At 63.6% G+C, this 25,226-nt stretch carries 20 protein-coding genes; 12 read left to right on the top strand and 8 right to left on the bottom strand.

All coding sequences use genetic code 11. From position 1 onward, the window contains the following. Positions 1-236 precede the first annotated feature (236 nt). From BLS26_RS19160 to BLS26_RS19145, 4 genes are all read left to right on the top strand, one after another. Complete coding sequence (locus BLS26_RS19160; RefSeq protein ID WP_074821965.1) at positions 237-722, top strand: (2Fe-2S)-binding protein; 486 nt, start codon at positions 237-239, stop codon at positions 720-722. Positions 723-809: 87 nt separating this feature from the next. Continuing rightward, positions 810-3,149 (top strand): xanthine dehydrogenase family protein molybdopterin-binding subunit, encoded by a 2,340-nt coding sequence (locus BLS26_RS19155; protein ID WP_092513677.1) that lies wholly within the window; start codon positions 810-812, stop codon positions 3,147-3,149. 14 nt (positions 3,150-3,163) lie between these two features. Beyond that, on the top strand, positions 3,164-3,964 hold the full coding sequence (locus BLS26_RS19150; RefSeq protein WP_092513675.1) for a xanthine dehydrogenase family protein subunit M: 801 nt from the start codon (positions 3,164-3,166) through the stop codon (positions 3,962-3,964). Between the two features lie 157 nt (positions 3,965-4,121). Further along, positions 4,122-5,234 (top strand): CaiB/BaiF CoA-transferase family protein, encoded by a 1,113-nt coding sequence (locus BLS26_RS19145; RefSeq protein ID WP_092513673.1) that lies wholly within the window; start codon positions 4,122-4,124, stop codon positions 5,232-5,234. 148 nt (positions 5,235-5,382) lie between these two features. On the opposite strand, the gene hppD is transcribed toward BLS26_RS19145, so the two are convergent. After that, positions 5,383-6,501, bottom strand: a complete 1,119-nt coding sequence (hppD, locus tag BLS26_RS19140; RefSeq protein WP_092513671.1) for a 4-hydroxyphenylpyruvate dioxygenase — start codon at positions 6,499-6,501, stop codon at positions 5,383-5,385. 138 nt (positions 6,502-6,639) lie between these two features. Between hppD and BLS26_RS19135 the strand changes: the two genes are divergently transcribed. Continuing rightward, positions 6,640-7,116, top strand: a complete 477-nt coding sequence (locus tag BLS26_RS19135; protein ID WP_172804632.1) for an Lrp/AsnC family transcriptional regulator — start codon at positions 6,640-6,642, stop codon at positions 7,114-7,116. A 201-nt stretch (positions 7,117-7,317) separates the two neighbouring features. Beyond that, complete coding sequence (locus BLS26_RS19130; protein WP_092518253.1) at positions 7,318-7,629, top strand: DUF1272 domain-containing protein; 312 nt, start codon at positions 7,318-7,320, stop codon at positions 7,627-7,629. Between the two features lie 103 nt (positions 7,630-7,732). Here the strand turns inward: BLS26_RS19130 and fahA are convergent, their stop codons facing one another. The 5 genes from fahA to BLS26_RS19105 form a co-directional block, all read right to left on the bottom strand. After that, complete coding sequence (fahA, locus tag BLS26_RS19125) at positions 7,733-9,004, bottom strand: fumarylacetoacetase (RefSeq protein ID WP_092513669.1); 1,272 nt, start codon at positions 9,002-9,004, stop codon at positions 7,733-7,735. Between the two features lie 128 nt (positions 9,005-9,132). Then, positions 9,133-10,479 (bottom strand): homogentisate 1,2-dioxygenase, encoded by a 1,347-nt coding sequence (gene hmgA, locus BLS26_RS19120; protein ID WP_092518252.1) that lies wholly within the window; start codon positions 10,477-10,479, stop codon positions 9,133-9,135. A gap of 2 nt (positions 10,480-10,481) precedes the next feature. Further along, positions 10,482-11,435, bottom strand: a complete 954-nt coding sequence (locus BLS26_RS19115; RefSeq protein ID WP_092513667.1) for an MBL fold metallo-hydrolase — start codon at positions 11,433-11,435, stop codon at positions 10,482-10,484. 32 nt (positions 11,436-11,467) lie between these two features. Next, positions 11,468-11,695 carry a DUF2783 domain-containing protein gene (locus tag BLS26_RS19110; RefSeq protein ID WP_092518251.1) on the bottom strand — a complete coding sequence of 76 codons (228 nt, stop codon included), beginning with the start codon at positions 11,693-11,695 and terminating at the stop codon, positions 11,468-11,470. Positions 11,696-11,702: 7 nt separating this feature from the next. Continuing rightward, positions 11,703-13,316, bottom strand: a complete 1,614-nt coding sequence (locus BLS26_RS19105; protein ID WP_092513665.1) for an FAD-dependent oxidoreductase — start codon at positions 13,314-13,316, stop codon at positions 11,703-11,705. 257 nt (positions 13,317-13,573) lie between these two features. Between BLS26_RS19105 and BLS26_RS19100 the strand changes: the two genes are divergently transcribed. Further along, complete coding sequence (locus BLS26_RS19100) at positions 13,574-14,023, top strand: MarR family winged helix-turn-helix transcriptional regulator (protein WP_244542012.1); 450 nt, start codon at positions 13,574-13,576, stop codon at positions 14,021-14,023. Positions 14,024-14,143: 120 nt separating this feature from the next. Here the strand turns inward: BLS26_RS19100 and BLS26_RS19095 are convergent, their stop codons facing one another. After that, positions 14,144-14,950 (bottom strand): N-acyl homoserine lactonase family protein, encoded by an 807-nt coding sequence (locus BLS26_RS19095; protein WP_092513661.1) that lies wholly within the window; start codon positions 14,948-14,950, stop codon positions 14,144-14,146. A 481-nt stretch (positions 14,951-15,431) separates the two neighbouring features. On the opposite strand from BLS26_RS19095, the gene BLS26_RS19090 reads away from it, so the two are divergent. From BLS26_RS19090 to BLS26_RS19075, 4 genes are all read left to right on the top strand, one after another. Then, on the top strand, positions 15,432-16,916 hold the full coding sequence (locus BLS26_RS19090; protein ID WP_092513659.1) for a caspase family protein: 1,485 nt from the start codon (positions 15,432-15,434) through the stop codon (positions 16,914-16,916). 144 nt (positions 16,917-17,060) lie between these two features. Beyond that, on the top strand, positions 17,061-17,759 hold the full coding sequence (locus BLS26_RS19085; RefSeq protein WP_092513657.1) for an OmpA family protein: 699 nt from the start codon (positions 17,061-17,063) through the stop codon (positions 17,757-17,759). A gap of 193 nt (positions 17,760-17,952) precedes the next feature. Further along, complete coding sequence (locus BLS26_RS19080) at positions 17,953-18,876, top strand: efflux RND transporter periplasmic adaptor subunit (protein ID WP_092513654.1); 924 nt, start codon at positions 17,953-17,955, stop codon at positions 18,874-18,876. Beyond that, positions 18,876-22,040: an efflux RND transporter permease subunit gene (locus tag BLS26_RS19075; RefSeq protein ID WP_244541624.1), complete on the top strand. Its 3,165-nt coding sequence runs from the start codon at positions 18,876-18,878 to the stop codon at positions 22,038-22,040. Before BLS26_RS19080 ends, BLS26_RS19075 begins: the two co-directional genes overlap by 1 nt. 11 nt (positions 22,041-22,051) lie before the next feature. Here the strand turns inward: BLS26_RS19075 and BLS26_RS19070 are convergent, their stop codons facing one another. After that, the gene (locus tag BLS26_RS19070; protein WP_092513652.1) at positions 22,052-22,726 is read right to left on the bottom strand and encodes a Crp/Fnr family transcriptional regulator; all 675 of its coding nucleotides are present in this window, start codon (positions 22,724-22,726) and stop codon (positions 22,052-22,054) included. 219 nt (positions 22,727-22,945) lie between these two features. On the opposite strand from BLS26_RS19070, the gene BLS26_RS19065 reads away from it, so the two are divergent. Continuing rightward, complete coding sequence (locus BLS26_RS19065; RefSeq protein ID WP_092513650.1) at positions 22,946-25,030, top strand: AsmA family protein; 2,085 nt, start codon at positions 22,946-22,948, stop codon at positions 25,028-25,030. Positions 25,031-25,226: the final 196 nt, after the last annotated feature.

The raw sequence follows: 25,226 nt of genomic DNA, 5'->3' as shown, positions 1-25,226 counted from the left end.
CCCGCGTTGAGAGATCACCCTACCCCGTCACGCCTCGCGCGATCCGTGCCGACCGACGAGCGAACTTCGCTCGTCTCCGACCCTCCAGGGGAGGGTGAAGAAAAGCCGATCGCATGACGACACCGCTCACTCCCAGAGTGTCATCACAATGACAAGCGCGACCAAAATCCTAGTTGCAAGTTCCCTCCCCGCTGTTTCTAATTGGAATAATTCAAAAACATCGGGAGGTATCACGCGTGTCTACCATCAAACTGACGGTGAACGGCAAGGCCGTCTCGGTCGATGTCGAGGACCGGACCCTCCTCGTCCATCTCCTGCGCGAAAATCTCAACCTGACCGGCACCCATGTCGGCTGCGATACCAGCCAGTGCGGCGCCTGCGTCGTCCATATCGACGGCAAGGCGGTCAAATCCTGCACGGTGCTGGCCGGACAGGCCGCCGGCTCCAACGTCACCACGATCGAAGGCCTTTCGAAGGGCGACGAACTGCATCCGATGCAGGCGGCGTTCCGCGACAATCATGGCCTGCAGTGCGGCTATTGCACGCCCGGCATGATCATGTCGGCGGTCGATATCGTGCACCGCTACGGCGGCAAGCTGGACGAGGAAACCGTCCGCCATGAGCTGGAAGGCAATATCTGCCGCTGCACCGGCTACCACAACATCGTCAAATCGGTGCTCGATGCGGCCGGCCGCATGAAGGTCTCGCAGGCGGCCGAATAGCCTCCGCCGGCTACCAAACCTGCATTCAAGACCGCCACCTTTCGATGGAAAGGGCGGAAACAATAACTCCGGTTGGGAGGACAGAACATGGGCGTTGAAGGCATTGGCGCAAGCGTTGTGCGCAAGGAAGACCGCCGTTTCACGACTGGCAAGGGCCGCTACGTCGACGACATCAAGCTTCAGGGCATGACCCATGCCCATTTCATCCGCAGCCCGCACGCGCATGCCAAGGTCAAGGGTATCGATTCATCCGCGGCGATGAAGATGCCGGGCGTGGTCGGCGTGCTGACCGGCCAGCAGATCGTCGACGACAAGGTCGGCAACCTGATTTGCGGCTGGGCCATCACCTCCAAGGACGGCACGCCGATGAAGATGGGCGCATGGCCGGCGATGGCGCCGGAAACCGTGCGTTTCGTCGGCCAGGCGGTCGCGGTCGTGATCGCCGAGACCAAGAACCAGGCCAAGGACGCCGCCGAAGCCGTGGTGGTCAATTACGAAGAACTCCCCGTCGTCGCCGACATCCGCTCGGCGCTCAAGCCGGGCGCACCGCAGTTGCATCCGGAAGCCCCGGGCAACGTCATCTATGACTGGCACATCGGTGACGAGGCTGCCGTCAAGGACGCCTTCGGCAAGGCCGCCAATGTGGTCACGCTGGAATTGACCAACAACCGGCTGGTGCCGAATGCGATGGAGCCGCGCGCGGCGATCGCGGAATACGACGAGGCCGAAGAGCATTTTACGCTGTACACGACGTCGCAGAACCCGCATGTCGCCCGCCTGGTGCTGTCGGCGTTCTACAACATCGCGCCGGAGCACAAGCTGCGGGTGATCGCCCCCGACGTCGGCGGTGGGTTCGGCTCCAAGATCTACATATACCCGGAAGAAATGGTGGCGCTGTGGGCCTCCAAGAAGGTCCGACGCCCGGTGAAGTGGACCGGCGACCGCACCGAAGCCTTCCTGACCGACGCCCATGGCCGCGACCATATCTCGAAGGCGGAGATGGCGTTCGACAAGGACAACAAGATCATCGGCTTGCGGGTAAAAACCCACGCCAATCTCGGCGCCTACATGTCGCTGTTCTCGTCGTCGGTGCCGACCTATCTCTACGCCACGCTGCTGTCGGGCCAGTACAACATCCCGGCGATCTACGCCGAGGTGATGACGGTCTACACCAACACCACGCCGGTCGATGCCTATCGCGGCGCGGGCCGCCCCGAAGCGAGCTATCTGGTCGAGCGGCTGATGGAAACCGCGGCGCGGCAATTGAAGGTCGATCCGACGGAATTGCGCCGCAAGAACTTCATCACCCAGTTCCCGCATCAGACGCCGGTGATCATGGCCTATGACATCGGCGATTTCGGCGCCTCGCTGGATGCGTCGATGAAGGCGATCGACTATGCCGGTTTCCCCGCGCGCAAGGCCAAGGCCAAAGCCGACGGCAAGCTGCGCGGCCTCGGCGTCTCCTGCTACATCGAGGCCTGCGGCATCGCGCCCTCGAAGGCGGTCGGCAGCCTCGGCGCCGGCGTCGGCCTGTGGGAGTCGGCTGAAATCCGGGTCAATCCGGTCGGTACCATCGAGGTCCTGACCGGATCGCACAGCCACGGCCAGGGCCATGAGACCACCTTCGCGCAGTTGATTTCGGAACGCTTGGGCGTACCGATCAGCCAGGTGCAGATCGTCCATGGCGACACCGATAAAGTGCAGTTCGGCATGGGCACCTACGGTTCGCGCTCGCTTGCGGTCGGCGGCACCGCCATCATCAAGGCGATGGAAAAGGTCGAAGCCAAGGCGAAGAAGATCGCAGCCCATCAGCTCGAAGCGTCGGAGAACGACATCGTCATCGAGAATGGCGAGTTCAAGGTCACCGGCACCGACAAGTCGATCGCGCTGCCGATGGTGGCGCTCGCCGCCTACACCGCGCACAACCTGCCGGATGGCATGGAGCCCGGTCTGAAGGAAACCGCGTTCTACGATCCCACCAACTTCACCTTCCCGGCCGGCACTTATATCTGCGAGATCGAAGTCGATCCCGCGACCGGCAAGACCTCGTTCGTCAACTTCGTTGCGGCCGACGATTTCGGCCGGCTGATCAATCCGATGATCGTCGAAGGTCAGGTTCACGGCGGCTTGGCCCAGGGTATCGGCCAGGCGCTGCTTGAACACGCGGTCTACGACGCCAACGGTCAGCCGATCACGGCCTCGTTCATGGATTACACCATGCCGCGCGCCGACGATTTACCGTCGTTCAAGCTCTCGCATACGCCGACGCTGTGTCCGGGCAATCCGCTCGGGGTCAAGGGCTGCGGCGAAGCCGGCGCGATCGGCTCTTCGGCGGCCGTGATCAACGCGATCACGGATGCCATCGGTCACAACAAACTGGAAATGCCGGCGACGCCCGATCGCGTCTGGCATGCCATTCACGGCTAAGAGGAGCACACATCATGTATGAGACAATTTATCATCGCCCCTCCTCGGTCGACGAAGCCGCGGCACTGTTCGCCAAGGGTTCGGAATCGAAGTACCTCGCCGGCGGCCACACGCTGATCCCGGTGATGAAGCAGCGGCTGGCGTCGCCGTCCGACGTGATCGATCTCGCCCGGATCAAGGATCTGGTCGGCATCGAACCATCGGGCGACGGGATCGTCATCAAGGCCGCCACGACGCATTACGACGTGGCCCAGAGCAGTATCGTAAAGAAAGCGATTCCCGCGCTGGCCTATCTCGCTTCGCTGATCGGCGATCCCGCCGTGCGGCATCGCGGCACCATCGGCGGCTCGATCGCCAACAACGATCCGGCCGCGGATTATCCTGCGGCTCTGGTTGGGCTTGATGCCACCGTGAAAACCAACAAGCGCAACATCAAGGCCGGCGATTTCTTCAAGGGCCTGTTTACGACGGCGCTGGAAGACGGCGAGATCATCACCGCGGTCTCCTTCCCGGTGACCGACAAGGCCGGGTATGCCAAATTCCCCCACCCGGCGTCGCGTTTCGCGCTGACCGGTGTGTTCGTGGCCAGGAGCCCGGGAGGCGATATCCGCGTCGCCGCCACCGGAGCTTCGCAGAACGGCGTCATGCGGGTACCGGCGATCGAAGCGGCGCTGAAGGCCAATTGGTCGCCCGGCGCCATCGACGGCGTCACCGTCTCGGCCGACGGCCTGATGAGCGATCTTCACGGCTCGTCGGACTACCGCGCTAACCTGATCAAGGTGATGGCGCAGCGGGCGGTAATCGCTGCGGGCTAGCGCCTAAACGCAATATGACAAGAACGGCGCGCAGCGATGCGCGCCGTTCTGCATTTTGGACCAATTGTCGGCAAAAGAAGCTTGCCACGGCCTCGCTTCGGCGGGACAATTTAGCTAATCAACTAATTAAAGACGCTTCCCTCGGGAGAGAAACAACGTGCTCGATAAACCAGCCGCCCAATCCGCCACCCGCGCCTCCGGTCCGCTCGCCGGTTTCCGCATCGTCGAATTCGCCGGCATCGGCCCGGGCCCGTTCGCCTGCATGATGCTGGCCGACATGGGCGCGGAAGTCGTGACGCTCGATCGCATCGGCGCCAAGAAGAACCTGAAAGCGGTGGCGACACGCGGCCGAAAAGTTGTTGAGCTCGATTTGAAGGACAAGGCTTCGATCGCGCAGGCACTCGACCTGCTTAGCCATGCCGACGCGCTGATCGAAGGCTTTCGGCCTGGCGTGATGGAGCGATTGGGCCTCGGTCCCGACGTGGTGATGGCGCGCAACCCGCGTCTGGTGTTCGGCCGGATGACCGGCTGGGGTCAGGAAGGCCCGCTGGCCAACGCCGCCGGCCATGACATCAACTACATCTCGATCACCGGTGCGCTGGCCGCGATCGGCACCAAGGAAAAGCCAGTGCCGCCGCTCAACCTGGTCGGCGACTTCGGCGGCGGCGCGCTTTACCTCGTGGTCGGCGTACTCGCCGCTATGCTCGAAGCGTCGAAATCCGGCAAGGGCCAGGTGGTCGATGCCGCGATGTGCGACGGCGCGGCATCACTGATGTCGATGTTCTTCGACATGACGGCGATGGGCCGCTGGACCGATGAGCGCGCCACCAACTTCCTCGACGGCGGCGCGCATTTCTACGGCGTTTACGAATGCTCCTGCGGCCATTTTATCTCGATCGGCTCGATCGAGCCGCAGTTCTACGCACTGCTGCGCCAGCATGCCGGCCTCACCGACGCCGACTTCGACGCCCAGATGGACCGCAAGGCCTGGCCGGCGCTGAAGGCAAAGCTGGAAAAGGTGTTCAAGACCAAGACTCGCGAAGACTGGTGCAAGATCATGGAAGGCAGCGACATCTGCTTCGCGCCGATCCTGACCATGCAGGAAGCGCCAAAGCATCCGCATAATGCGGCGCGCAACATTTTCATCGAGCGTCACGGCGTCACCCAGCCCGCCCCCGCGCCGCGTTTCTCGCGCACGCCTTCGGCGGTGCGAGATGCGGTGAGTGCGGATATTGGTGAGCTGACGAGCGCGTGGAAGGCGGGACGGTAGTTCCGCGCTCTCTCGTGCCCCGGACGCGGTGCAGCGCGCAGCGATGCACTGCAGAGCCGGGGCCCACGGCAAACGTTTCGGCAGTAATGGGTCCCGGCTCTGCGGAGCAGCGTAAAGAACGCTGCACCGCGTCCGGGACACGAGAAGCCTACGCCGCGTTGCCCACCTTCAGCACACCCCTTCGAATCTGATCTTCCTCGATCGATTCGAACAACGCCTTGAAATTCCCCTCGCCGAACCCGTCATCGCCCTTGCGCTGGATGAATTCGAAGAAGATCGGTCCAATCGCATTCGCCGAAAATATCTGCAGCAACACCTTGGTTTGGCCGCCCTCGACGACACCTTCGCCGTCGATCAGGATGCCGTCGCGCTGCAGCCGCGCAACGTCCTCGCCGTGCTGCGGCAGGCGCGCATCGATCTTCTCGAAGTAGGTTGCAGGCGGCGGCGGCATGAACGGCAGGCCGTCGGCGCGCAGCGTCTCGACGGTGCGATAAATATCGCGTGCACCGCAGGCGATGTGCTGGATGCCCTCGCCTCTGTAGATGTTGAGATATTCCTCGATCTGCCCGGAATCGCCGGCGTCCTCGTTGATCGGAATTCGGATCTTGCCGTCCGGGCTGGTCAGCGCGCGCGAGAACAGGCCGGACGCACGGCCTTCGATATCGAAGAACCGGATCTGGCGAAAGTTGAACAGTTTCTCGTAAAAGCCGGTCCAGACGTCCATGCGGCCGCGATGGACGTTGTGGGTGAGGTGATCGATGTAATAAAGCCCCGCGCCCGCGGGACGGACGTCGCCCGCGCCCAGCCATTCGAACTCGAGGTCGTAGGCCGCACCCTTGGCGCCGTAACGATCGACGAAATAGAGCAGGCTGCCGCCGATGCCCTTGATGGCGGGAACATCGAGCGTTTTCTGCGCTGAAGAGACCTCCGCGGGCTCCGCGCCGAGCGACAGCGCGCGCTCATAGGCCTGCTTCGCATCGACCACGCGAAACGCCATCGATGGCGCGCAGGGACCATGTGCGGCAACGAAATCAAAACCATGGGTGCCGGGCTCTTCGTTGACGAGATAGTTGACGTCGCCCTGGCGATAGACCGTGATCTTTTTACTCTTGTGGCGCGCGACCGGCGCATAGCCCATCAGCTTGAACAGCGCGTGCAGCTCCTCCGGCCGCGGATGGGCGTATTCGACGAACTCGAAGCCATCGGTGCCCATCGGATTGTCGGCGCTGATGGTGGCGGCCGGCGCATCGTGCGGAAACGGACCCATCCTTAACCTCCCTAACGCCGGAATCTCCCTGATTTGGCTGGATCGAGTTTCCGCCATATCGGGCGCAAAGAGCATGCAAAGGGACGCCGAATTGGCTACAATGATGCAAGCTTCGTGCACCAAATGGGTATTTCACGCATGATCCCCGTAGACGCCTTCGACCTCAAAATGCTGGCCGCGTTGCAGGACGACGGCCGCCTGACCAACCAGCAACTGGCCGACCGGGTCGGCCTGTCCGCCTCGCAATGCTCGCGGCGGCGGATGCGGCTGGAAGAGGAGAAGGTGATCGCGGGCTATCACGCCGACCTCGCCGGCGAGGCGCTCGGCTTCAACCTGATCGCCTTTATCCACATCACGCTGGCGACGCATTCGCCGGACAATGCCAAGAAGTTCCGTGCGCTGGTCAACCGTGTCGACGAGATCCAGGAGGCGTACTCGCTCACCGGCGATGCCGATTATCTGTTGAAGGCCGTGCTGCGCGATCTCAAGAGCCTGTCCGACATCGTCAACAACGTGCTGATGCCGCACCAGAGCGTGGCGCATGTGCGCTCCTCGATCGTGCTGGACCGGCTGAAGGAAAGTTCGAAGCTGCCGTTGAAAGAGCTCCCGCGGTAGCGGCCTTATGGTTCGAGACGCGCGGCGTTGCCGCGCTCCTCACCATGAGGATCTGAGACCTCATCCTGAGGAGCCACGCGTAGCGTGGCGTCTCGAAGGATGCAGCCCCACTCTAGCATGGCCCAAATCGAGGGAAATTCGCCATTCGCATTTCTGGCCCGATTTGCGATCATCCCCCTCAAATCAACGCACGGGACCGCCATGGCGCTGCAACTCCGGCCGAACTGCGAATATTGCGACAAGGACCTGCCGCCGAGCGCGACTGAGGCGCGGATCTGTTCCTACGAATGCACGTTCTGCGCGGACTGCGCCGAGAACAAGTTGCACAACGTCTGCCCGAACTGCGGCGGCGGCTTCGTACCGCGGCCGATCCGGCCGGCAACGCCGCGGCGACCTGGCGTCTGCGTCGACCAGCAGCCGCCATCGGACAAGCGCGTGCATCTGAAGTATAGCCTCGAGGACGTGGCGGCGCATTGCGCGATGTATCGGGATATTCCGCCGGCGGATCGCTGACCTATCAGCCGTCATTGCGAGCGAAGCGAAGCAATCCAGACCTTCTTTGAAGCAAGATGGATTGCTTCGTCGCTATCGCTCCTCGCAATGACGCGGAGAGACCTCACACCGCCGGCGTGATCGTCCCCTCGACCTCGCCAAACCCGACGCGGTAGCCGTCGCCCTGGCACCAGCCGCGCATGACAAGCGAATCGCCGTCTTCCAGGAACGTCCGCTTGACGCCGCCGGGCAATTCGACCGGCTCGGTGCCGTTCCACGAGATTTCGAGCAAGCTGCCGCGCTGGTCTTTTTCCGGACCGGAGATGGTGCCGCTGCCGAGGAGGTCACCGACATTCATGGCGCAGCCGGACGAGGCGTGGTGCACCAGTTGCTGCACCGACGACCAGTACATGTATTTGAAATTGGTGCTGGAGATGTCAGCCGCTTCGTTCTTCGCACCGGCGCGCAGCGCGACGTCGAGCCGCAGGTCGTAATTGTTCGGCTGTGCCTGCCGCAGATAGGCGAGCGGCTCCGGATCCTGCGTCGGGCCATGCAGCCGGAACGGCTCCAGCGCCTCACGCGTCGCGATCCACGGGCTGATCGAGGTCGCAAACGCCTTGGCCTGGAAAGGCCCGAGCGGCACATACTCCCACTGCTGGATGTCGCGCGCGCTCCAGTCGTTCAGGATGACGAAGCCGAAGATCATCTCCTCGGCCTGCGCTTCGGTCAGCCTCTCGCCGATGGCAGAGGGTTGCCCAACCACCACGCCCATTTCGAGTTCGAAATCGAGCCGCTTGCACGGCCCGAAGCTCGGCAGGTCGACGGCTGGCGGCTTCAACTGCCCGCACGGCCGGCGCACCGGCGTGCCGCTGACCACGACGGTCGAGGCGCGGCCGTTGTAGCCGATCGGCATGTGCAGCCAGTTCGGCTGCAGCGCGTTGTCCTTGCCGCGGAACATGACGCCGACATTGGTGGCGTGCTCCTTTGACGAATAGAAATCGGTATAGCCATCGACCTTGATCGGCAGATGCAGCTTGACGTCTTTCATTGGCACCAGCGCCAGCTTGCGCAGTTCTTCGTTGTCGCGCAGCTCGGGATGATCGTGGCGCAACAGTTCGCTGATCCGTGCCCGGGTCTTCGTCCAGACTTTTGGCCCCAGCGCCATGAACGGATTGAGCGAGGCGCTCGAGAACACACCGAGCGCGCCGACATCCAGCCTGGAGTCCTGTTCGAGCTCCCAGAGATCGAGCACGAAATCGCCGATCGCGACGCCGACGCGCGGCGCGAGGCCATCCTTCGCCGAGAACACGCCGTAAGGGAGATTCTGGATCGGGAAGTCGGAGGTGGGAGCGACGGGAATGAAGGAACGGAGGGTGGGGTCGTTGGGATGGGGCAAATTACTTCTCCAATTAACCGCCGTCATGGCCGGACTTGATCCGGCCATCCACGACTTTTCTTTGCTGCTTCAAGACGTGGATGCCCGGGACAAGCCCGGGCATGACGAGTCATGGACAGCGAGCAGCCTCACGGCTTGTTCGGATCGAAGCGCTTTTCCAGGCCCTTCCAGCAATCGGCGTAATCGTCCTGCAAGGTCGCCGACTTCGCCGCGTGCGCGGTGACGCGCTGCGGGTAGCGGGTCTCGAACATGAAGGCCATGGTGCCGGTCAGCTTCACCGGCTTTAGTTCGCTGTTGCTGGCATGATCGAACGCCTGGCGGTCGGGGCCGTGCGGCAGCATCATGTTGTGCAGGCTGATGCCGCCGGGGACGAAGCCTTCGGGCTTGGCGTCATAGACGCCGTAGATCAGCCCCATGAACTCCGACATGATGTTCATGTGATACCAGGGCGGCCGGAAGGTGTTTTCGGCCACCGCCCAGCGCTCCGGGAAAATCACGAAGTCGATATTGGCGGTGCCCGCGGTTTCCGACGGCGACGTCAGCACCGTGAAGATCGAGGGATCGGGATGGTCGAAGCCGATGGCGCCGACCGGCGAGAAGGTGCGCAGATCGTATTTGTAGGGCGCGTAGTTGCCGTGCCACGCCACCACGTCGATCGGCGAATGCGGCAGCGTGGTCTTGAACAGCGAGCCGCCCCATTTCACGAACAATTCGGTCGGCGTGTCCTTGTCCTCATAGGCCGCCACCGGCGTCAGGAAGTCGCGCGAATTGGCGAGGCAATTGGCGCCGATCGGCCCGCGCTCCGGCAGCGTGAAGGCGCCACCGTAATTTTCGCAGAGATAGCCGCGCGCCGGGCCAGAAGGAATCTCGACGCGGAATTTTACGCCGCGCGGAATCACGACAATTTCGCCGGGCTCGGCATCGATGCGGCCGAACTCGGTGACCAGGCGCAGATTGCCCTGCTGCAGCACGAACATCATCTCACCGTCGGCATTGTAGAAATGCTGATCGACCATCGATTTGGTGATGAGATAGATGTGTGCGGCCATGCCGGCCTGGGTGTTGGCGTCGCCGGCCGTGGTCATGGTCTGCACGCCCCGCAGGAAGGTCATGTCCTCCTTCGGGATCGGCGCCGGGTCCCAGCGCAACTGTGCGATCGGCAATTCATGTTCGTGACACGGCGCGGTGCGCCACAGCCCGGCATCGGCTTTCGCAAACCGTCCGGAATGTTTTACGGACGGGCGGATGCGATAGAGCCACGAGCGCTCGTTGCTGCCGCGCGGCGCGGTAAACGGCGAGCCGGAGAGCTGTTCGGCATAGAGCCCATAAGCGCAGCGCTGCGGCGAGTTGCGGCCCATCGGCAGCGCGCCGGGCAGCGCCTCGGTCTCAAAGCTGTTGCCGAAGCCGGACATGTAGCCCGGCGTCAGTTGCGCGGTGCTTCGAACGATCTGATCAGGCGAGGTGTTGATATTCATGGTCATCCTCCTTGCAGGGCGGCCCACATTTCCTGGTCGCGCTTGTCGGTCCAGATTACGGGATCGTCGATCCCCGACGCCTCGTCGAACGCGCGCGAGACGTTGAACGGCAGGCAGTGCTCGTAGATCGCAAACGACGAGAATTTCGGGTCCATCACCTCGCGCGTCGCCGCCATCGATTCCTTCAAATTGCGCCCCCGGGCGACCGAAGTTTCGGCAGCGCCATACAGCGAGGTGACGAAATCGCGCGTCATCGCGATGGCATCGCGCCCGGTGGAGAGGCCTTGCAGCGCATCGCCGCGGCCCGGCGCAATTGCCTTGGGGTTGAAGGCGCGGATTTCATTCAGCGTCATCGGCCATTCGCGCAAGTGCGCGTCGCCGCAATAGCAGGCCGAGTGATATTCGATCAGGTCACCCGAGAACATCACTTCGGCATCCGGCACCCAGGCGACGATATCGCCGGACGTGTGCCCCGCGCCGAGCTGCATCAGCCGCACTTCGCGTTTTCCGAGATAGATCGACATCTCGCCTTCGAACGTCAGCGTCGGCCAGGTCAGGCCGGGAATGCTCTGCGCATCCTGGAACAGGCGGGGAAACCGGCCATATTCGGAATCCCAGTCCTGCTGGCCGCGCTCCTCGATCAGCCGATGGGTTTCGGCGGACGCCACGATACCCTGCGCCTTGTAGGCGGAGGCGCCGAGCACACGCACCGCATGATAATGCGACAGCACCACATATTTGATCGGCTTGTCGGTCACGGTGCGGACGCGCTCGATCACTTTATTGGCCATCGCCGGCGTCGACTGCGCGTCGAACACCAGGCAGCCGTCGTCACCGACGATGATGGCGGAGTTGGGATCGCCCTCGGCGGTGAAGGCATAGAGATCGGTGCCGATCTCGGAGAAGGTGATTTTCTTCTCCGCCATATCGGTCGTGGACGCGAAACCTTTGGCCATCAATTCTATCCCTGACTTCGTTTGAGACGTATCTATTGTTGTTGCTGCTGTTGCTGCTGGCTGGCATCGAGCATCCGCCGCTTGGCGAGCGCAATCGCCTCGTGCAGAACCGCGATATCGCCGATATGATTGGCAAGGATGAGCACCAGCGCCGCATCGAGATCGGCGCTCTGCTCGTCGCTCAGGCCGCGATGCGCCTCGACGACGGCGCGAAACGCATCGTCGGGCTTGGCGAAATTCGAACTGGTCGACAGCGTCATATAAACCTCAGTTGTGGCCGGACGCGCGCGCCAATGCGGCATCGAGCGCGGGCCGGGTCGGATGCCGGAAACGGGCGGCGACGTAGCCGTCAGGCCGCAGCAGATACGCAGTGCCGGGTTCGGCATCGTAGCGTGCGCCGGCGAGACCTTCGGAATCTGCAAATCCATCATCGCCACCGATGCGGACCACACTAACGCCGTCGGGTGCGTCGACGGCAGCGCCGTTGCCGAATTCCAGCAAGGTGAAGCGCATGCCGCTGCCGATGAAGGCCTCCGTCAGGTAGATCGACTCGCCGGAGGTCGCCACCAGCGGCGCATCTGATATCGACGCGCCGGGCTGCACGCCGCCGCGCCACTTATCGCCATCGGCGGTCGAGAGCGGCGTCTCGTAGACCGAAGGCGTCGACAGCCGCCCGCCATTGACCATGCGCTTGCCGAATTCGGTCTCCTTGGCGAGCGACAGCACCGCCTTGCGCAACCGCGCCTCCTGATGCGAGTTGGGCGCCATGAAATCGGTCGAGCGGGTCGATTCGCGGATGTTCTCGTCGGCGGCCGCACTGCGCTCGATGTGATAGCTGTCGAGCAGGGTTTGCGGCGACCGCTGGCGCAGCACCCGGTCGAGCTTCCATGCTAGGTTCTCGGCATCCTCGAGCCCGGAATTGGCGCCGCGGGCGCCGAACGGCGACACCTGATGGGCGGCGTCGCCTGCGAATATCACGCGGCCATGGAGGAACCGGTCCATGCGGCGGCACTGGAATTTGTACAGCGAAATCCATTCGAACTCGAACTTGTCGTGGCCGAGCATGCGCGCGATTCGCGGCCGCACGTTTTCCGGCTGCTTTTCAACCGCGGGGTCGGCGAAACGATTGAGTTGCAGGTCGATCCGCCAGATATCGTCCGGCTGCCGGTGCAGCAGCGCCGACCGCCCGGCATGAAACGGCGGATCGAACCAGAACCAGCGTTCGGTCGGGAATTCCGCCGTCATCTTGACGTCGGCGATCAGGAACTGGTCCTCGAACACCTGCCCTGTGAACTCCGCGCCCACCATCTGCCGCAGCGAGGAGCGGGCGCCGTCGCAGGCGACGACAAAGCCGGCCTGCAGACGGTACGGACCATCCGGCGTCTGGATCGTCAGCGCCACATGGTCGTTGCGTTGCTCGAGCCCGACCACCTTGTTGCGCCAGCGCAGATCGATGGCGGCGAGCCCGCCGACGCGATCGACCAGATAAGCCTCGGCATAGAATTGCTGCAGGTTGATGAAGGCCGGCCGCTTGTGGCCCTGCTCCGGCAGCAGATTGAACTGGTAGAGCTTCGAGTCGCCGTGAAAGATCTTGCCGACGCTCCACACCACGCCCTTGTCGACCATGCGCTGGCCGATGCCGAGCCGGTCCCAATATTCCAGCGAGCGCTTGGAAAAGCAGATCGCGCGCGAACCCTCGCCAATCCGGTCGGCATCGTCGAGCAACACCACCGATTGCCCGCGCTGCGCCAGATCGATCGCCAGCGACAGCCCCACTGGCCCGGCGCCGACCACCACGACTGGATATTCGGCCACGTCAGCCCCCGACCTGTCCTGATCGGGGTGCCTGCGATAGCCGAACTGGGTTTTGGTTGATGCCATGCGGGCTGAACCTTGCGACGAGCCGTCCTTGTAACTAGCCGTCCTTGCAACTAGTCATGGGCTGGCGACCATGATAATAGTCGCATCTGCAACTATCTTAAATCCTGAGCGCCGTCCCCAGTCAACTCAAATTGGAGCCATTTTTGGCACAAGCGCCTTCCAGCGAGCGTCCGCCCCGGCCGCGAACCGAAGAGGACCGGCGTCCGCGGGATGAAGACGCGGCCCGAAAGAGCGCGCGGCTCGATCTCTTCAAGTTCGTGCCGTTCCGCCTGAACCGGTTGGCCGCCGAAGTCAGTTCGGCGCTGGCGGCCGAATATCAGGCGCGTTACGGGCTCGACATTCCCGAATGGCGGGTGCTGGCGACCCTCGGTTTTCGCAACGACCCCTGCAGCGCGCAATATATCGCCCACTGCACCCGCACCCATAAATCCACCATCAGCCGCGCCGTCACGGCATTGATGAAGCGGCAGATGGTCGAGCGCGTCGAGAACGCGGACGACCGCCGCGAGTTCCGCCTTCGCCTGACGCGCAAGGGCGCGGCGCTCTATGAGGAGTTGATCCCGCGCCTGCTGCGCCGGGAGCAGGAGATTCTGTCGTGCCTCTCTGCGCCGGAACGCAAGAACCTCGCGCTGCTGCTCGGCAAGATCGAGGACAGCCTCGACCTGGTACGTGACAGCGAGCAGGCGGACGCGAAGGAAGCGTATTAAGGCCCCGACCTCACCCCGTCATTGCGAGCGCAGCGAAGCAATCCATCTTGCCACATCAAGAAAGAGTGGATTGCTTCGTCGCTGCGCTCCTCGCAATGACGGCTGTGAGAGTCCTGCCCCTTATTTCACAAATGATCGCGATGGCGGCAGATGCAGCGCAAAGGCATCGACCTTGTCGCTGGCGCGCGGATAGATCTCGCTCACAATCGGATCGTGGCCCGGGATGAAACGATCGGGATGGCCGGCGAGCTTTTCCACGATCTCCCAGCCCTGCGCCATGTCGCCGACATTGTAGACGATCGGAAACGGACTGCGCTTCTGCAGGTTGGCATAGTAATGCGCCGCATCCGACGCCAGCACCACCGGCCCGCGCGCGGTTTCGACCCGCACCACCTGCAGCCCGTCGGAATGGCCGCCGACGCGATGCACCGTGACGCCCGGCGCGATCTCGCCATCGCCGGAATGGAAGGTGACGCGCTCGCCATAGACATGACGGACCATCGTGGTGACGTGCTCCACCGAGAACGGATGCCGCAGCATGCCGTTGCACATGCAGCGCCCCGTCGCGTAGCTCATCTCCCGGTCCTGCAGATGGAACCGGGCATGAGGGAAGCGATCGAGATTGCCGGCGTGGTCGTAATGCAAATGGGTGACGATGACGTCCTTGATGCTGTCAGCCTTGACGCCAAACTTTTCCAGCGCGTCGACCGGGTTGAGCGTGAGCTTGCGGGCGCGCGCCTTGGCCTCTTCGGCGTTGAAACCGGTGTCGACCAAAATCTCGCGGCCACCGCCCCGGATCAACCAAACGAAATAATCGAGGTCCTGCGCCGTGGTTTCGTGCGGATCCGGCACCAGAAAATTCAAATGCGGGGTGCGCGGCGACATCGTTGCATAGCGCAACGCGTAGATTTCGTAGGCATTTCCCATCGGTGTCACTTTTCTTGAGGTTTGGATTGGCCGATGCGGGCAGCAAGCCATTGCCATCCGCAAAGGTCAAACCCGCCTCGCGCATGACAGCCTCGCCTCTGTGTGAGACGGATCACATTGCCTCACCTGCCTTGTGCGCAATTGCACACTGGGGCCGGTGATCCCGTATTGCAGAATGGCTTATGTGAGCCGTCAGGCCTCGGCGCACTGATACCTTTCGCGGGGTACGACGGAAGGGCTTGATAGGAGCTCGCGCGGCCACTCTGTGACACCGGTGCGACATCAGCGGGAGCGCAATTTATTCCGGTGCTTCCGCACGCAGCGTCGCGGTTAATTGTCGCAATTAATGACGCCATCGCAAGCGGTTGACGCAGTGCGGGCGCGGTTTGATAATGCAGGATGCGTAGAGTAAGGTCGCCGCGGCGCAAGCTGGTATCGGCGCCTTTTTGGTTGGGTTGCTGCGATCTGGACTGCCGTCATTATGAAAATTCGCCTTGCATTGCTTACCCCGTTGATTTTTTCGGCCGCGATTTTTTCGGTGGTGTCGATCGCCCCGTCGTTCGCGGCAAGCGACCGCTATGCGCTGGTGATCGGCAACGCAAAATATCCGGATGCCGAAGCGCCGCTGAAGGAGCCGATCAACGACGCCCGCGACGTCGCCGACGAGCTCAAGCGCGACGGCTTCAACGTCGATATCGGCGAGAACCTCACCGGCGAGCAGATGCGCCGCGCCTTCGACCGGCTGTACGGCAAGATCAAGCCGGGCTCGGTCGCGCTGATTTTCTTCTCGGGTTTCGGCGTGCAGTCGAGCCGCCAGAGCTACATGATCCCGGTTGACGCGCAGATCTGGACCGAGTCGGACGTTCGACGTGACGGTTTCAGCCTTGAAACGGTGCTGGGCGAGATCAACAGCCGCGGCGCCGGGGTCAAGATCGCCCTGGTCGACGCCTCCAGGCGCAATCCGTTCGAGCGCCGCTTCCGCAGCTTTTCGGCCGGCCTCGCGCCCGTCATCGCCCCGAACGGCACGCTGGTGATGTACTCGGCGGCACTTTCGTCGGTGATTTCCGACAACGGCACCGACCACAGCCTGTTCGTGCGGGAGCTGCTCAAGGAAATCCGCACCCCCGACCTGATGGCGGAGGAAACGCTGAACCGCACCCGGGTCGGCGTGACCCGCGCCTCGCGCAGCGAGCAGGTGCCGTGGATTTCGTCGTCGCTGGCCGAGGATTTCTCCTTCATTCCGGGCGGCTCCGGCCCGCGGCCGTCGAGCCCGCCGCCGCCTCCGGCGCCGGTCGCAGCGCCTGCTCCGGCACCCGCACCGGCCCAAACGCCTGCGCCTCAGGTAGCGGCTCCCGCACCGCCTCCGCCGCCCTTGCCGCCGCCACCCGCCCCGCCCCGGGTTGAGGCCGCTATACCTCCGCCTCCGCCGCCGGCCAAACCGAACACCAGCACCCCGGCGCCGTCGATTGCCGACGATCCGACCATCAAGAGCCTGACCGACAAGCTGGTCGACAATCCCGACGATGGCGCCGCGCTGTACCGGCGCGGGCAGGTCTATGCCAGCAAGGGCCTCTACGACCTTGCCATCAAGGACTTCAACAATTCGCTGCGGCTGAATCCAAAGGACGTGGAAGCCTACAACAACCGCTGCTGGGCCCGCACCGTCATCGGCGACCTGCAGGCCGCGCTGAAGGATTGCAATGAAGCGCTGCGGCTGCGGCCGAATTTCGTCGATGCGCTCGACAGCCGTGGCCTGGTCAACCTCAAGAGCGGCCAGACCAAGAATGCCATTGCCGATTTCGATGCCGCCCTCAAGATCAACCCGCGATTGACCTCGTCGCTGTATGGCCGCGGCCTTGCCAAGAAGCGCAACGGCTCGCTTTCGGAAGGCGATCTGGATATAAACAACGCGAAGGCGATGGACCCCAATATTGCTAAGGAATTCGCCGATTACGGGGTACAGTGACGATTATTTGAGGTGAAGGATGGCGCTTGCTGAACCCCGAAGCAGGCGGCAGGACTAAGGAAGTAATAGGCCGCGGCCGATTGGTCCGGCAGCTCATTTGCATCACGTTTGGAACCGCGCGGATACCCGCAGGAGGGACTGGCAATGTCACAGAAATCTGTAACCCGAACGCTTGGCCGAACTCTTGGCGCGATCCTGTCGATCGCAACGATCGGCGCCGCAATTTCATTCGGTGCGGTTACCGCCCGCGCCGAAGATAACAACAACAAGGACAAGAACGTCACCGAAGACCAGATCGTCCGCGCGCTGGTTCCCGAAAAGAAGGCACCGCTGACCCGTGGCCTTTCGGTCGGACCGCAGCAGGTCGCCGACCCGGCCGCAGTCGCCGCCGAGGGCAAATTCGTGCAGCAGATCCGTGGCCGGTCCACACGCTCGCTGTCGAGCACCGAGCGCGAAGAGATCGCCACCATCGTCAAGGACAAGCCCAAGATCGATCTGGAAATCAACTTCGAGTACAACTCGGCCGATATCAGCGCAAAATCGCTGCCGTCGGTCCAGGCGCTCGGCCGCGCGCTGACCAACGCCGATCTGAAGGGCTCGACCTTCGTGGTCGCCGGTCATACCGATGCGGCCGGCGGCGAGTCCTACAACCAGGACCTGTCCGAGCGCCGCGCTGACGCGATCAAGCGCTATCTGGTCGACAAATACGGCATCACCGGCACCGATCTCGTGACCGTCGGATACGGCAAGAGCAAGCTCAAGGACCCGAGCCAGCCGATGGCCGAGGTCAACCGCCGCGTGCAGGTCGTGAACATGGAAAACAAGGCCACCGCGTCCAAGTAAACTGTCAAGTAATTGTCCAAGTAATTGTCAAAGTAACAAGCGTGGCGCCGACCAGGATTTTCCGGCTACAATACGTCCCGCAACAGCCATGCGGGACGTATTCGTTTTGGGCGTCATTCAAGGTTCTCGCAAGGTTCCCGCCCAACCGAATGCCCCCGACCTCCTTTGACTTGCAGTCTGGATTGATCCGGCGATGAACCTCTCCGAATATCTCAAACCCGCGCTTGGAGTGGCATTCTTTGCTGTGCTGGGCGTCGGCTATTACTGGTTCGAGCATCGTTCCCACGCCGAAGAAAAGGATACGCCGGGCCAGGCGCTGGTGATCGTCACCAAATCCACCAATGCCTGCTTCTCCGACATGGTCCGCGTCACCGGGTTCATCGTGCCGCGCCGCGAAGCGCAGGTCGGCGTCGATCAGGAGGGATCGCGGGTCACCGATCTTCTGGTCCGCGAAGGCGACACCGTCACCGAAAATCAGGAACTGGCGCGGCTGACCCAGCCGCCGCAGCAACCGGGCGCTCCCGCCGGCCGGCCTGGGCCGACCTCGCTGCGGGCGCCTGCGGCCGGCCTCGTCACCGAAGTCAGGACCGCAGCCGGCGCACCGGCCTCGCCGCAGGCCGGGCCGATGTTCCGGATTTCGGTCAACAACGAAATCGAGCTGGAGGCCGAGGTACCGAGCGTCCACCTGCTCAAGCTCAACCCCGGCGCCACGGTGCGGATCAGCCGCGACGACGCCCCCGATGTCGTCGGCAAGGTCCGGCAGATCTCACCGCAGATCGACCGCGCCACCCAGCTCGGCAAGGTCCGGATCACGCTGAACAACAATCCGTCGCTCAAGGTCGGCATGTTCGCCCGCGCCAATATCGACGCCAAGCGTTCCTGCGGCGTCGCCGTTCCGCGCACCGCCATCGACCGCCTCACGCTGCAGGTGGTCAAGGGCAACACGGTGGAAACGCGAAGGGTACGGGTCGGGCTTACCTCCGACACGTCGACGGAAATTCTTGAAGGCCTCGACGTCGGCGAAACCGTCGTGGCCGATGCTGGCACCTCGCTGCACGACGGCGACCAGATCAAGACCATGTTTGCCGATGAACTCGAGCGCACGCGGACACGCTAATGGCTTTGAATATCTCGGCATGGTCGATCCGGAACCCGCTTCCGTCCATCGTGTTTTCGATCATCCTCTTGGTGCTGGGCTGGGTGAGCTTCACCAAGCTCGCGGTGACGCGGCTGCCGAGCGCCGACATCCCGGTGATTTCGGTGGCGGTCTCGCAATTCGGCGCGGCACCATCGGAACTTGAGTCGCAGGTCACCAAGACGATCGAAGACGGCGTCTCCGGCGTCGAAGGCGTGCGGCACATTTCCTCCTCGATCACCGACGGCTTGTCGCTGACCACGATTCAGTTCGCGCTCGAGACCAATACCGACCGCGCGCTGAACGACATCAAGGACGCCGTCACCCGCGTTCGCGCCAACCTGCCACAAAACGTCACCGAGCCGCTGATCCAGCGCGTCGACGTCATCGGCCTGCCGATCGTCACCTATGCCGCGATCTCGCCCGGCAAGACGCCGGAGCAATTGTCCTATTTCGTCGACGACGTCGTCAAACGCGCGCTGCAGGGCGTGCGCGGCGTTGCGCAAGTCGAGCGCATCGGCGGTGTCGAGCGCGAGATTCTGGTCTCGCTCGATCCCGACCGGCTGGCGGCCGCGGGCCTCACCGCCGTCAATGTCAGCCAGATCCTGCGCGGCACCAATGTCGACCTCGCCGGCGGCCGCGCCGAAATCGGCAAGAACGACCAGGCGATCCGCACGCTCGCCGGCGCCAAGACGCTGAACGAACTCGCGGGAACCATGATTCCGCTGTTCGGCGGCGGCGAAGTCCGGCTCGACGATCTCGGCACCGTCACCGATACCATCGCCGATCGCCGCACCTTCGCCCGCTTCAACGGCGAGCCGGTGGTGGCACTCGGCATCAAGCGCTCCAAGGGCGCCAGCGACGTGGTGGTCGCCGCCGCCGTGCAGAAGCGTATCGAGGTGCTCAAGGCCGCTTATCCCGACGTCGACCTGAAGCTGATCGACACCTCGGTCGAGTTCACCAAGGGCAATTACGAAGCCGCGATCTCGACCTTGTTCGAGGGTGCCATTCTCGCCGTCGTCGTCGTTCTGTTTTTCCTGCGCGACATCCGCGCCACCATCATCGCCGCGATCTCGCTGCCGCTGTCGATCTTCCCGGCGTTCTGGGCGATGGATCTGCTCGGATTCTCGCTGAACCTCGTCTCGTTTCTTGCCATCACGCTGTCAACGGGTATCCTCGTCGACGACGCCATCGTCGAGATCGAGAACATCGTCCGCCACATGCGCATGGGCAAATCGCCCTACCGCGCCGCACTCGAAGCCGCCGACGAAATCGGCCTTGCTGTGATCGCGATCTCGCTGACCATCATCGCGATCTTCGCGCCCGCCAGCTTCATGTCGGGCATCGCCGGGCAGTTCTTCAAGCAATTCGGCATCACGGTCTCGGTGCAGGTCTTCTTCTCGCTGCTGGCCGCGCGCTTTGTCACGCCGGTGCTCGCCGCCTACTTCCTGAAGGATCATCCGCACGACGACCCTCCGCCTGGCCGCGTGCTGCAAACCTACACCAAGCTCGTGACCTGGTCGGTGAAGCATTACTTCATCACCGTCATGATCGGATTCGGCATCTTCGCCGCCTCGATCTGGAGCATCACGCTGCTGCCACAGGGTTTCCTGCCGGCGCAGGACACCGCCCGCTCGCTGCTGGCGATGGAGCTGCCGCCGGGATCGCAACTCGCCTATACCGAAAAGGTGACGGAAGAAATCGTTGCCCGCCTGCGCAAGCGGCCCGAGGTGAAGAGCATCTTCGTCGACGGCGGCCGGGTGCCGCCGGGTACGCTGGAGGTGCGGCGCGCCGCGCTGATCATCAATTACACGCCGAAGAAAGACCGGGACAGCGCCCACACGCAACGACAGCTCGAACTCGACATCGGCCAGGAACTCGAGAACGTTCCCGACATCCGCTTCTGGTTCCTCGACGAAAACGGCCTGCGCGCGATTTCGCTGGTCGTCACCGGCGTCGACAGCAACATCGTCAACAACGTCGCCAGCGAACTGGCAACCCAGATGAAGCGGATTCCGATCATCGCCAACGTGATTTCGGAAACCTCGCTCGACCGGCCCGAGCTTCGGATCCGGCCGCGCGCCGAACTCGCCGCACGGCTTGGCGTTTCGACCGAAAGCCTCTCGCAGACCATCCGCGTCGCCACCATCGGCGACGTCGGTCCGGCGCTGGCCAAATTCGATGCCGGCGACCGCCAGGTGCCGATCCGCGTCCAGCTCGAGGACAACGCGCGTGGCGACCTGCAGATGCTGCAGCAGTTGCGCGTGCCGCTCGGCCAGCGCGGCGAACGCGGCGGCGTGCCGCTGTCGGTCGTTGCCGACATTCAGCTCGACCAGGGTCCGACCAGCATCAACCGCTACGACCGGGAACGGCAGGCAACGGTTGCCGCCGACCTCGTCGGCACCGCCGCGCTCGGCGACGCCACCAAGAAGATCTACGATCTCCCGGTCATGAAGAGCCTGCCGAAGGGCGTCAAGGTCAGCCCGTCGGGCGACGCCGAAAGCCTGAACGAATTGTCGGAAGGCTTTGCCACCGCCATCACCGCCGGCCTGATGATGGTCTATGCGGTGCTGGTGCTGCTGTTCGGCACCTTCCTGCAGCCGATCACCATCCTGTTCTCGCTGCCGCTCTCGATCGGCGGCGCGATCGCGGCGCTGCTTCTGACCGGCAAGCAGCTCACCACGCCGGTGTGGATCGGCATCCTGATGCTGATGGGCATCGTCACCAAGAACGCCATCATGCTGGTGGAATTCGCGGTCGAGGCGATCCGCGAAGGCAAGAAGCGCGACGAGGCGATCATCGACGCCGGCATGAAGCGCGCGCGCCCGATCGTGATGACTACCATCGCGATGGCCGCCGGCATGATGCCGTCAGCGCTGGCGTTCGGCGCCGGCGGCGAATTCCGCTCGCCGATGGCGCTCGCCGTGATCGGCGGCCTGGTGTTCTCGACGGTGCTGTCGCTGGTATTCGTCCCGGCGATGTTCATGATGATGGACGACCTCGGCGCCTTCATCTGGCGCTTCGGCAAGCTGCTGCTCGCCTCCCACGCCGAAAGCGAACCCGCGAGCCGTGGGCACGATCACAACGAGCCGCCGGCCAAGGGCCCGCCGGCGACGCCGCCTGCGATGTCACCTGCGGCGGAGTGAGGATAAAGCCCTCAATCGTTCCGCGCCACCGCCGTCAGCTTGGTCATGTTCTGCAGCATTATCCTGCCGCGCTGCAGGTCGAGGATGCCGTCCTTGCGCCAGAGCTGCAGTTGACGGTTGACGCTCTCGCGGGCGGCGCCGACGAAGACGCCGAGTTGTTCCTGCGAGATGTGCACTTCGGAACCGAAATCGTCGGATAGCGCGCAGAGCCGCCGCGCGAGGCGAACCGGCAGCGGCTGCAGCACCGATTCCTCCATCCGCTCGCTCTGCCAGCGGATGCGCTGGCACAGCAGCATGATGATCTTGATCGCGACCTTCGGTTCGCGCTCGAGGAACGCGAGGAAATCCTCGCGCCGCAGCACGAACAGTTCCGACGGCTCGCCGGCGGCGGCATCCGCGGTGCGGCTCTGGCCGTCGAGCACGGCGACCTCGCCGAACAGGTCGCCCGGGCCCATGAAATTCAGCGTCAGGCGGCTGCCGTCGGAGGCGCCGGTCTCGATCCGGATCTGGCCGCGGCGGACCCCATACAAGGCATCGCCGGGATCGCCCTTCTGGAACAGCATTTCGCCGACCCCGAGCTGCTCGGTGTGGCAAAGGCCGGAAATGCGCTGCAGCTCGTCGGCGCCCAAATCCGCAAACATCGGATTCATTTTCAAAATGACCGCAAATTCGGCCTGTTTACTCATTGTATTGCCTTCCAAATCAGTCCCAACCAGCCTCCCGAACCGGTTAGCAAAATTTGCCCGCCTGGAAGTGTGTCATAAGTCACATAACTTTGCAGTACCCTTGGATTATTTTTGGCTTCATTGGGCCCTATCCCTTTCCGGGATAAGCTCGCCCGATCGGCCACGTGCGCCTGTGGCGCGGTCGAACTCGATGCCGGTTAGCCGGTCTGGAATGTCGAAATGAGAGCATTGAAAATCGCCGGCGCCGCCATCGCGGCCGTGATCGCCGTCATCGCGCTGCTGCTGGTGATCGGCATCCCCTCCTCGTTCCTGACCTCGCAGATCCAGGACCGGGTCGAGCGCGAGACCGGCTACCGGCTCACCATCAATGGCGGCGCCAAGGTCGGACTGTGGCCGTCGCTCAACGTCACCCTGAACGACATCACGCTGCAGGACCCGAAGGGGCGCGACAGCGACAACCGCATCACCGCCAGCAGCATTCAAGCGGATATGACGCTCGGCAGCGTGTGGGCCGGCAAACCCGAAATCACCGAGCTCGTGATCGTGCGCCCGGTCGTCAACGTGCCGCTGCAGCGCGAGCGGCTGAGGGAGACCGCCGCACCGGCGAAGCCCGCTGCCGCCGGCGCCAATGCCGTTTCGATCGAGCATGTCAGCGTCACCGGCGGCACGGTGGTGTTTTCCAATCTGCGCGACCGGGTCGAGAACCGGATCGAGACCATCAACGCCGACGTCACCGTCGATGCCGATCGCAAGATCCGGATATCCGGCAATGCGCGCAGCGGCGACACGCCGCTGAAATTCGACATCAAGGCATCGCCGCCCGCCCCGCCGCTCGAACGGCAGAATATCCCGGCCGAGATCAAGCTCGACGCACCCGGCCTGTTGCAGGCACCGCTTTCGGCCAAGGCCGAAGTGCGGCTCAACGGCGCGGTGGTAATGATCAACGGCCTGACCGGTACGATCGGCGACGGCGCGTTCAACGGCTGGGCCTCGGTCGATCTCGCCAGCAAGCCGCTGGTCAAACTAGATCTGGATTTTCGGCGGCTGGCGCTGGCGAAATCGCCTGACAGCAACGGTTCCGCAGGCCAGCCGTGGAGCAATGCGACGATCGACCTCAACGGTCTCAACTATGTCGACGTTCAGGCCCGCATTTCCGCCGCCGAACTCGTGATCGGCGACGGCCATTTTGCGCCCGCCGCGATCGATGCGACGCTCACAAGTGGCGTATTGACAGCGCGGGTCTCCAACCTCGGCGCCTATGGCGGCACCGCCAATGGCGACGTCACCATCGACGCCTCGGCCGCCAATCCCGCTTTCACGCTGCGCGCCGATCTCACCGGCGTGCGCGCGCTGCCGCTGCTGAAGGGCCTTGCCGATTTCGACAAGCTCGACGGCAAGCTGCAGTCCAGGATCAGCGTGCGTTCGTCCGGCAACAGCCAGCGCGCGATCATGGCGAACATGTCGGGCACGACGTTCGCCGTGTTTCAGGACGGCGCCATCAAGGGGCTCAATGTCGCACAGATGATCCGCTCGCTGACGGCGAGCACGCTGTCGGGCTGGCAGGAGAGCAGCGAACAGGCGACGGATCTGTCGCAACTGTCCGCCTCGTTCAAGATCGACAAGGGCCAGGCCCAGACCACCGACCTCAATCTGGTCGGCCCGCTGGTGAAGATGACGGGCGTCGGCACCATCGACCTCGGCACCAAGCAGATCGGGTTCCGGGTCGAGCCGAAGCTGGTGATGACCACCGAAGGCCAGGGCCGCGCCACCGAGCCGGTCGGGCTCGGCATTCCCGTCATGATCGAGGGCCCGTGGGGCGCGCCGCGGATCTATCCGGAGATGCAGGGCATGCTCGACAATCCCGAGGCGGCCTATGCCAAGCTCAAAGAAATGGGCAAGGGCCTGTTCGGCGCCAATGGCGCCGGCCTCAACGGCGCCGGCATCGGCGCCGCGCTCGGTGGCCTGCTTGGCGGCGGCCAACCGGGCGCAGGTGCCGCGCCGGGTACCGGACAGGGCGGCCAGCCGAACAATCCGCTCGGCGGCCAGCTCGGCGAGACCATCGGCAATCTGCTGCAGCAGGGTTTGAGCGGGTTGGGCCAAGGAGCCGGTCAAGGCGGAGCAGGTCAGGCCGGCACGGGTCAAGGCGCGCGTCCGAGCCAGGGCCGCAACATTCCGAGCCCCAACGCGGCAACCCCCGCGCCCGCCGAGACCACCGCGCCATCGACCCCGGCGCCTGCGGACACGACCGCGCAGCAGGATAGCCAGCCGATGAACGACGTCTTGCGGCAGCTGTTTAACCGCTGACTTATTCGTCATGGCCGGGCTTGACCCGGCCATCCACGTCTTCCCTCTCACGGCGAACAAGTGCGTGGATGCCCGGCACAAGGCCGGGCATGACGGCTGTGGTCGTCCCTGCCCAAATCCGGGGCTAACCATCCCGGTGGACAGCCGGTCAGGGGCCTCAATTCGTGCTAGAACGGGGCCCATGCGCGCCTCCCCT

Origin of the sequence: Afipia sp. GAS231 (assembly GCF_900103365.1) — a bacterium.
GTDB lineage: Bacteria > Pseudomonadota > Alphaproteobacteria > Rhizobiales > Xanthobacteraceae > Bradyrhizobium.
Note: the sequence above shows the minus strand (reverse complement) of the source record. Positions and strands in the feature narration are given on the sequence as shown.

Excerpts from the sequence above, each read along its gene's own strand:
- BLS26_RS19095 (WP_092513661.1), bottom strand. The coding sequence starts at position 14,950 with ATGGGAAATGCCTACGAAATCTACGCGTTGCGCTATGCAACGATGTCG.
- BLS26_RS19085 (WP_092513657.1), top strand. The coding sequence starts at position 17,061 with ATGTCACAGAAATCTGTAACCCGAACGCTTGGCCGAACTCTTGGCGCG.
- hmgA (WP_092518252.1), bottom strand. The coding sequence starts at position 10,479 with ATGAATATCAACACCTCGCCTGATCAGATCGTTCGAAGCACCGCGCAA.
- hppD (WP_092513671.1), bottom strand. The coding sequence starts at position 6,501 with ATGGGTCCGTTTCCGCACGATGCGCCGGCCGCCACCATCAGCGCCGAC.
- BLS26_RS19105 (WP_092513665.1), bottom strand. The coding sequence starts at position 13,316 with ATGGCATCAACCAAAACCCAGTTCGGCTATCGCAGGCACCCCGATCAG.
- BLS26_RS19135 (WP_172804632.1), top strand. The coding sequence starts at position 6,640 with ATGATCCCCGTAGACGCCTTCGACCTCAAAATGCTGGCCGCGTTGCAG.
- BLS26_RS19080 (WP_092513654.1), top strand. The coding sequence starts at position 17,953 with ATGAACCTCTCCGAATATCTCAAACCCGCGCTTGGAGTGGCATTCTTT.
- BLS26_RS19155 (WP_092513677.1), top strand. The coding sequence starts at position 810 with ATGGGCGTTGAAGGCATTGGCGCAAGCGTTGTGCGCAAGGAAGACCGC.
- BLS26_RS19115 (WP_092513667.1), bottom strand. The coding sequence starts at position 11,435 with ATGGCCAAAGGTTTCGCGTCCACGACCGATATGGCGGAGAAGAAAATC.
- BLS26_RS19130 (WP_092518253.1), top strand. The coding sequence starts at position 7,318 with ATGGCGCTGCAACTCCGGCCGAACTGCGAATATTGCGACAAGGACCTG.
- BLS26_RS19150 (WP_092513675.1), top strand. The coding sequence starts at position 3,164 with ATGTATGAGACAATTTATCATCGCCCCTCCTCGGTCGACGAAGCCGCG.
- BLS26_RS19110 (WP_092518251.1), bottom strand. The coding sequence starts at position 11,695 with ATGACGCTGTCGACCAGTTCGAATTTCGCCAAGCCCGACGATGCGTTT.
- BLS26_RS19065 (WP_092513650.1), top strand. The coding sequence starts at position 22,946 with ATGAGAGCATTGAAAATCGCCGGCGCCGCCATCGCGGCCGTGATCGCC.
- BLS26_RS19075 (WP_244541624.1), top strand. The coding sequence starts at position 18,876 with ATGGCTTTGAATATCTCGGCATGGTCGATCCGGAACCCGCTTCCGTCC.
- BLS26_RS19070 (WP_092513652.1), bottom strand. The coding sequence starts at position 22,726 with ATGAGTAAACAGGCCGAATTTGCGGTCATTTTGAAAATGAATCCGATG.
- BLS26_RS19090 (WP_092513659.1), top strand. The coding sequence starts at position 15,432 with ATGAAAATTCGCCTTGCATTGCTTACCCCGTTGATTTTTTCGGCCGCG.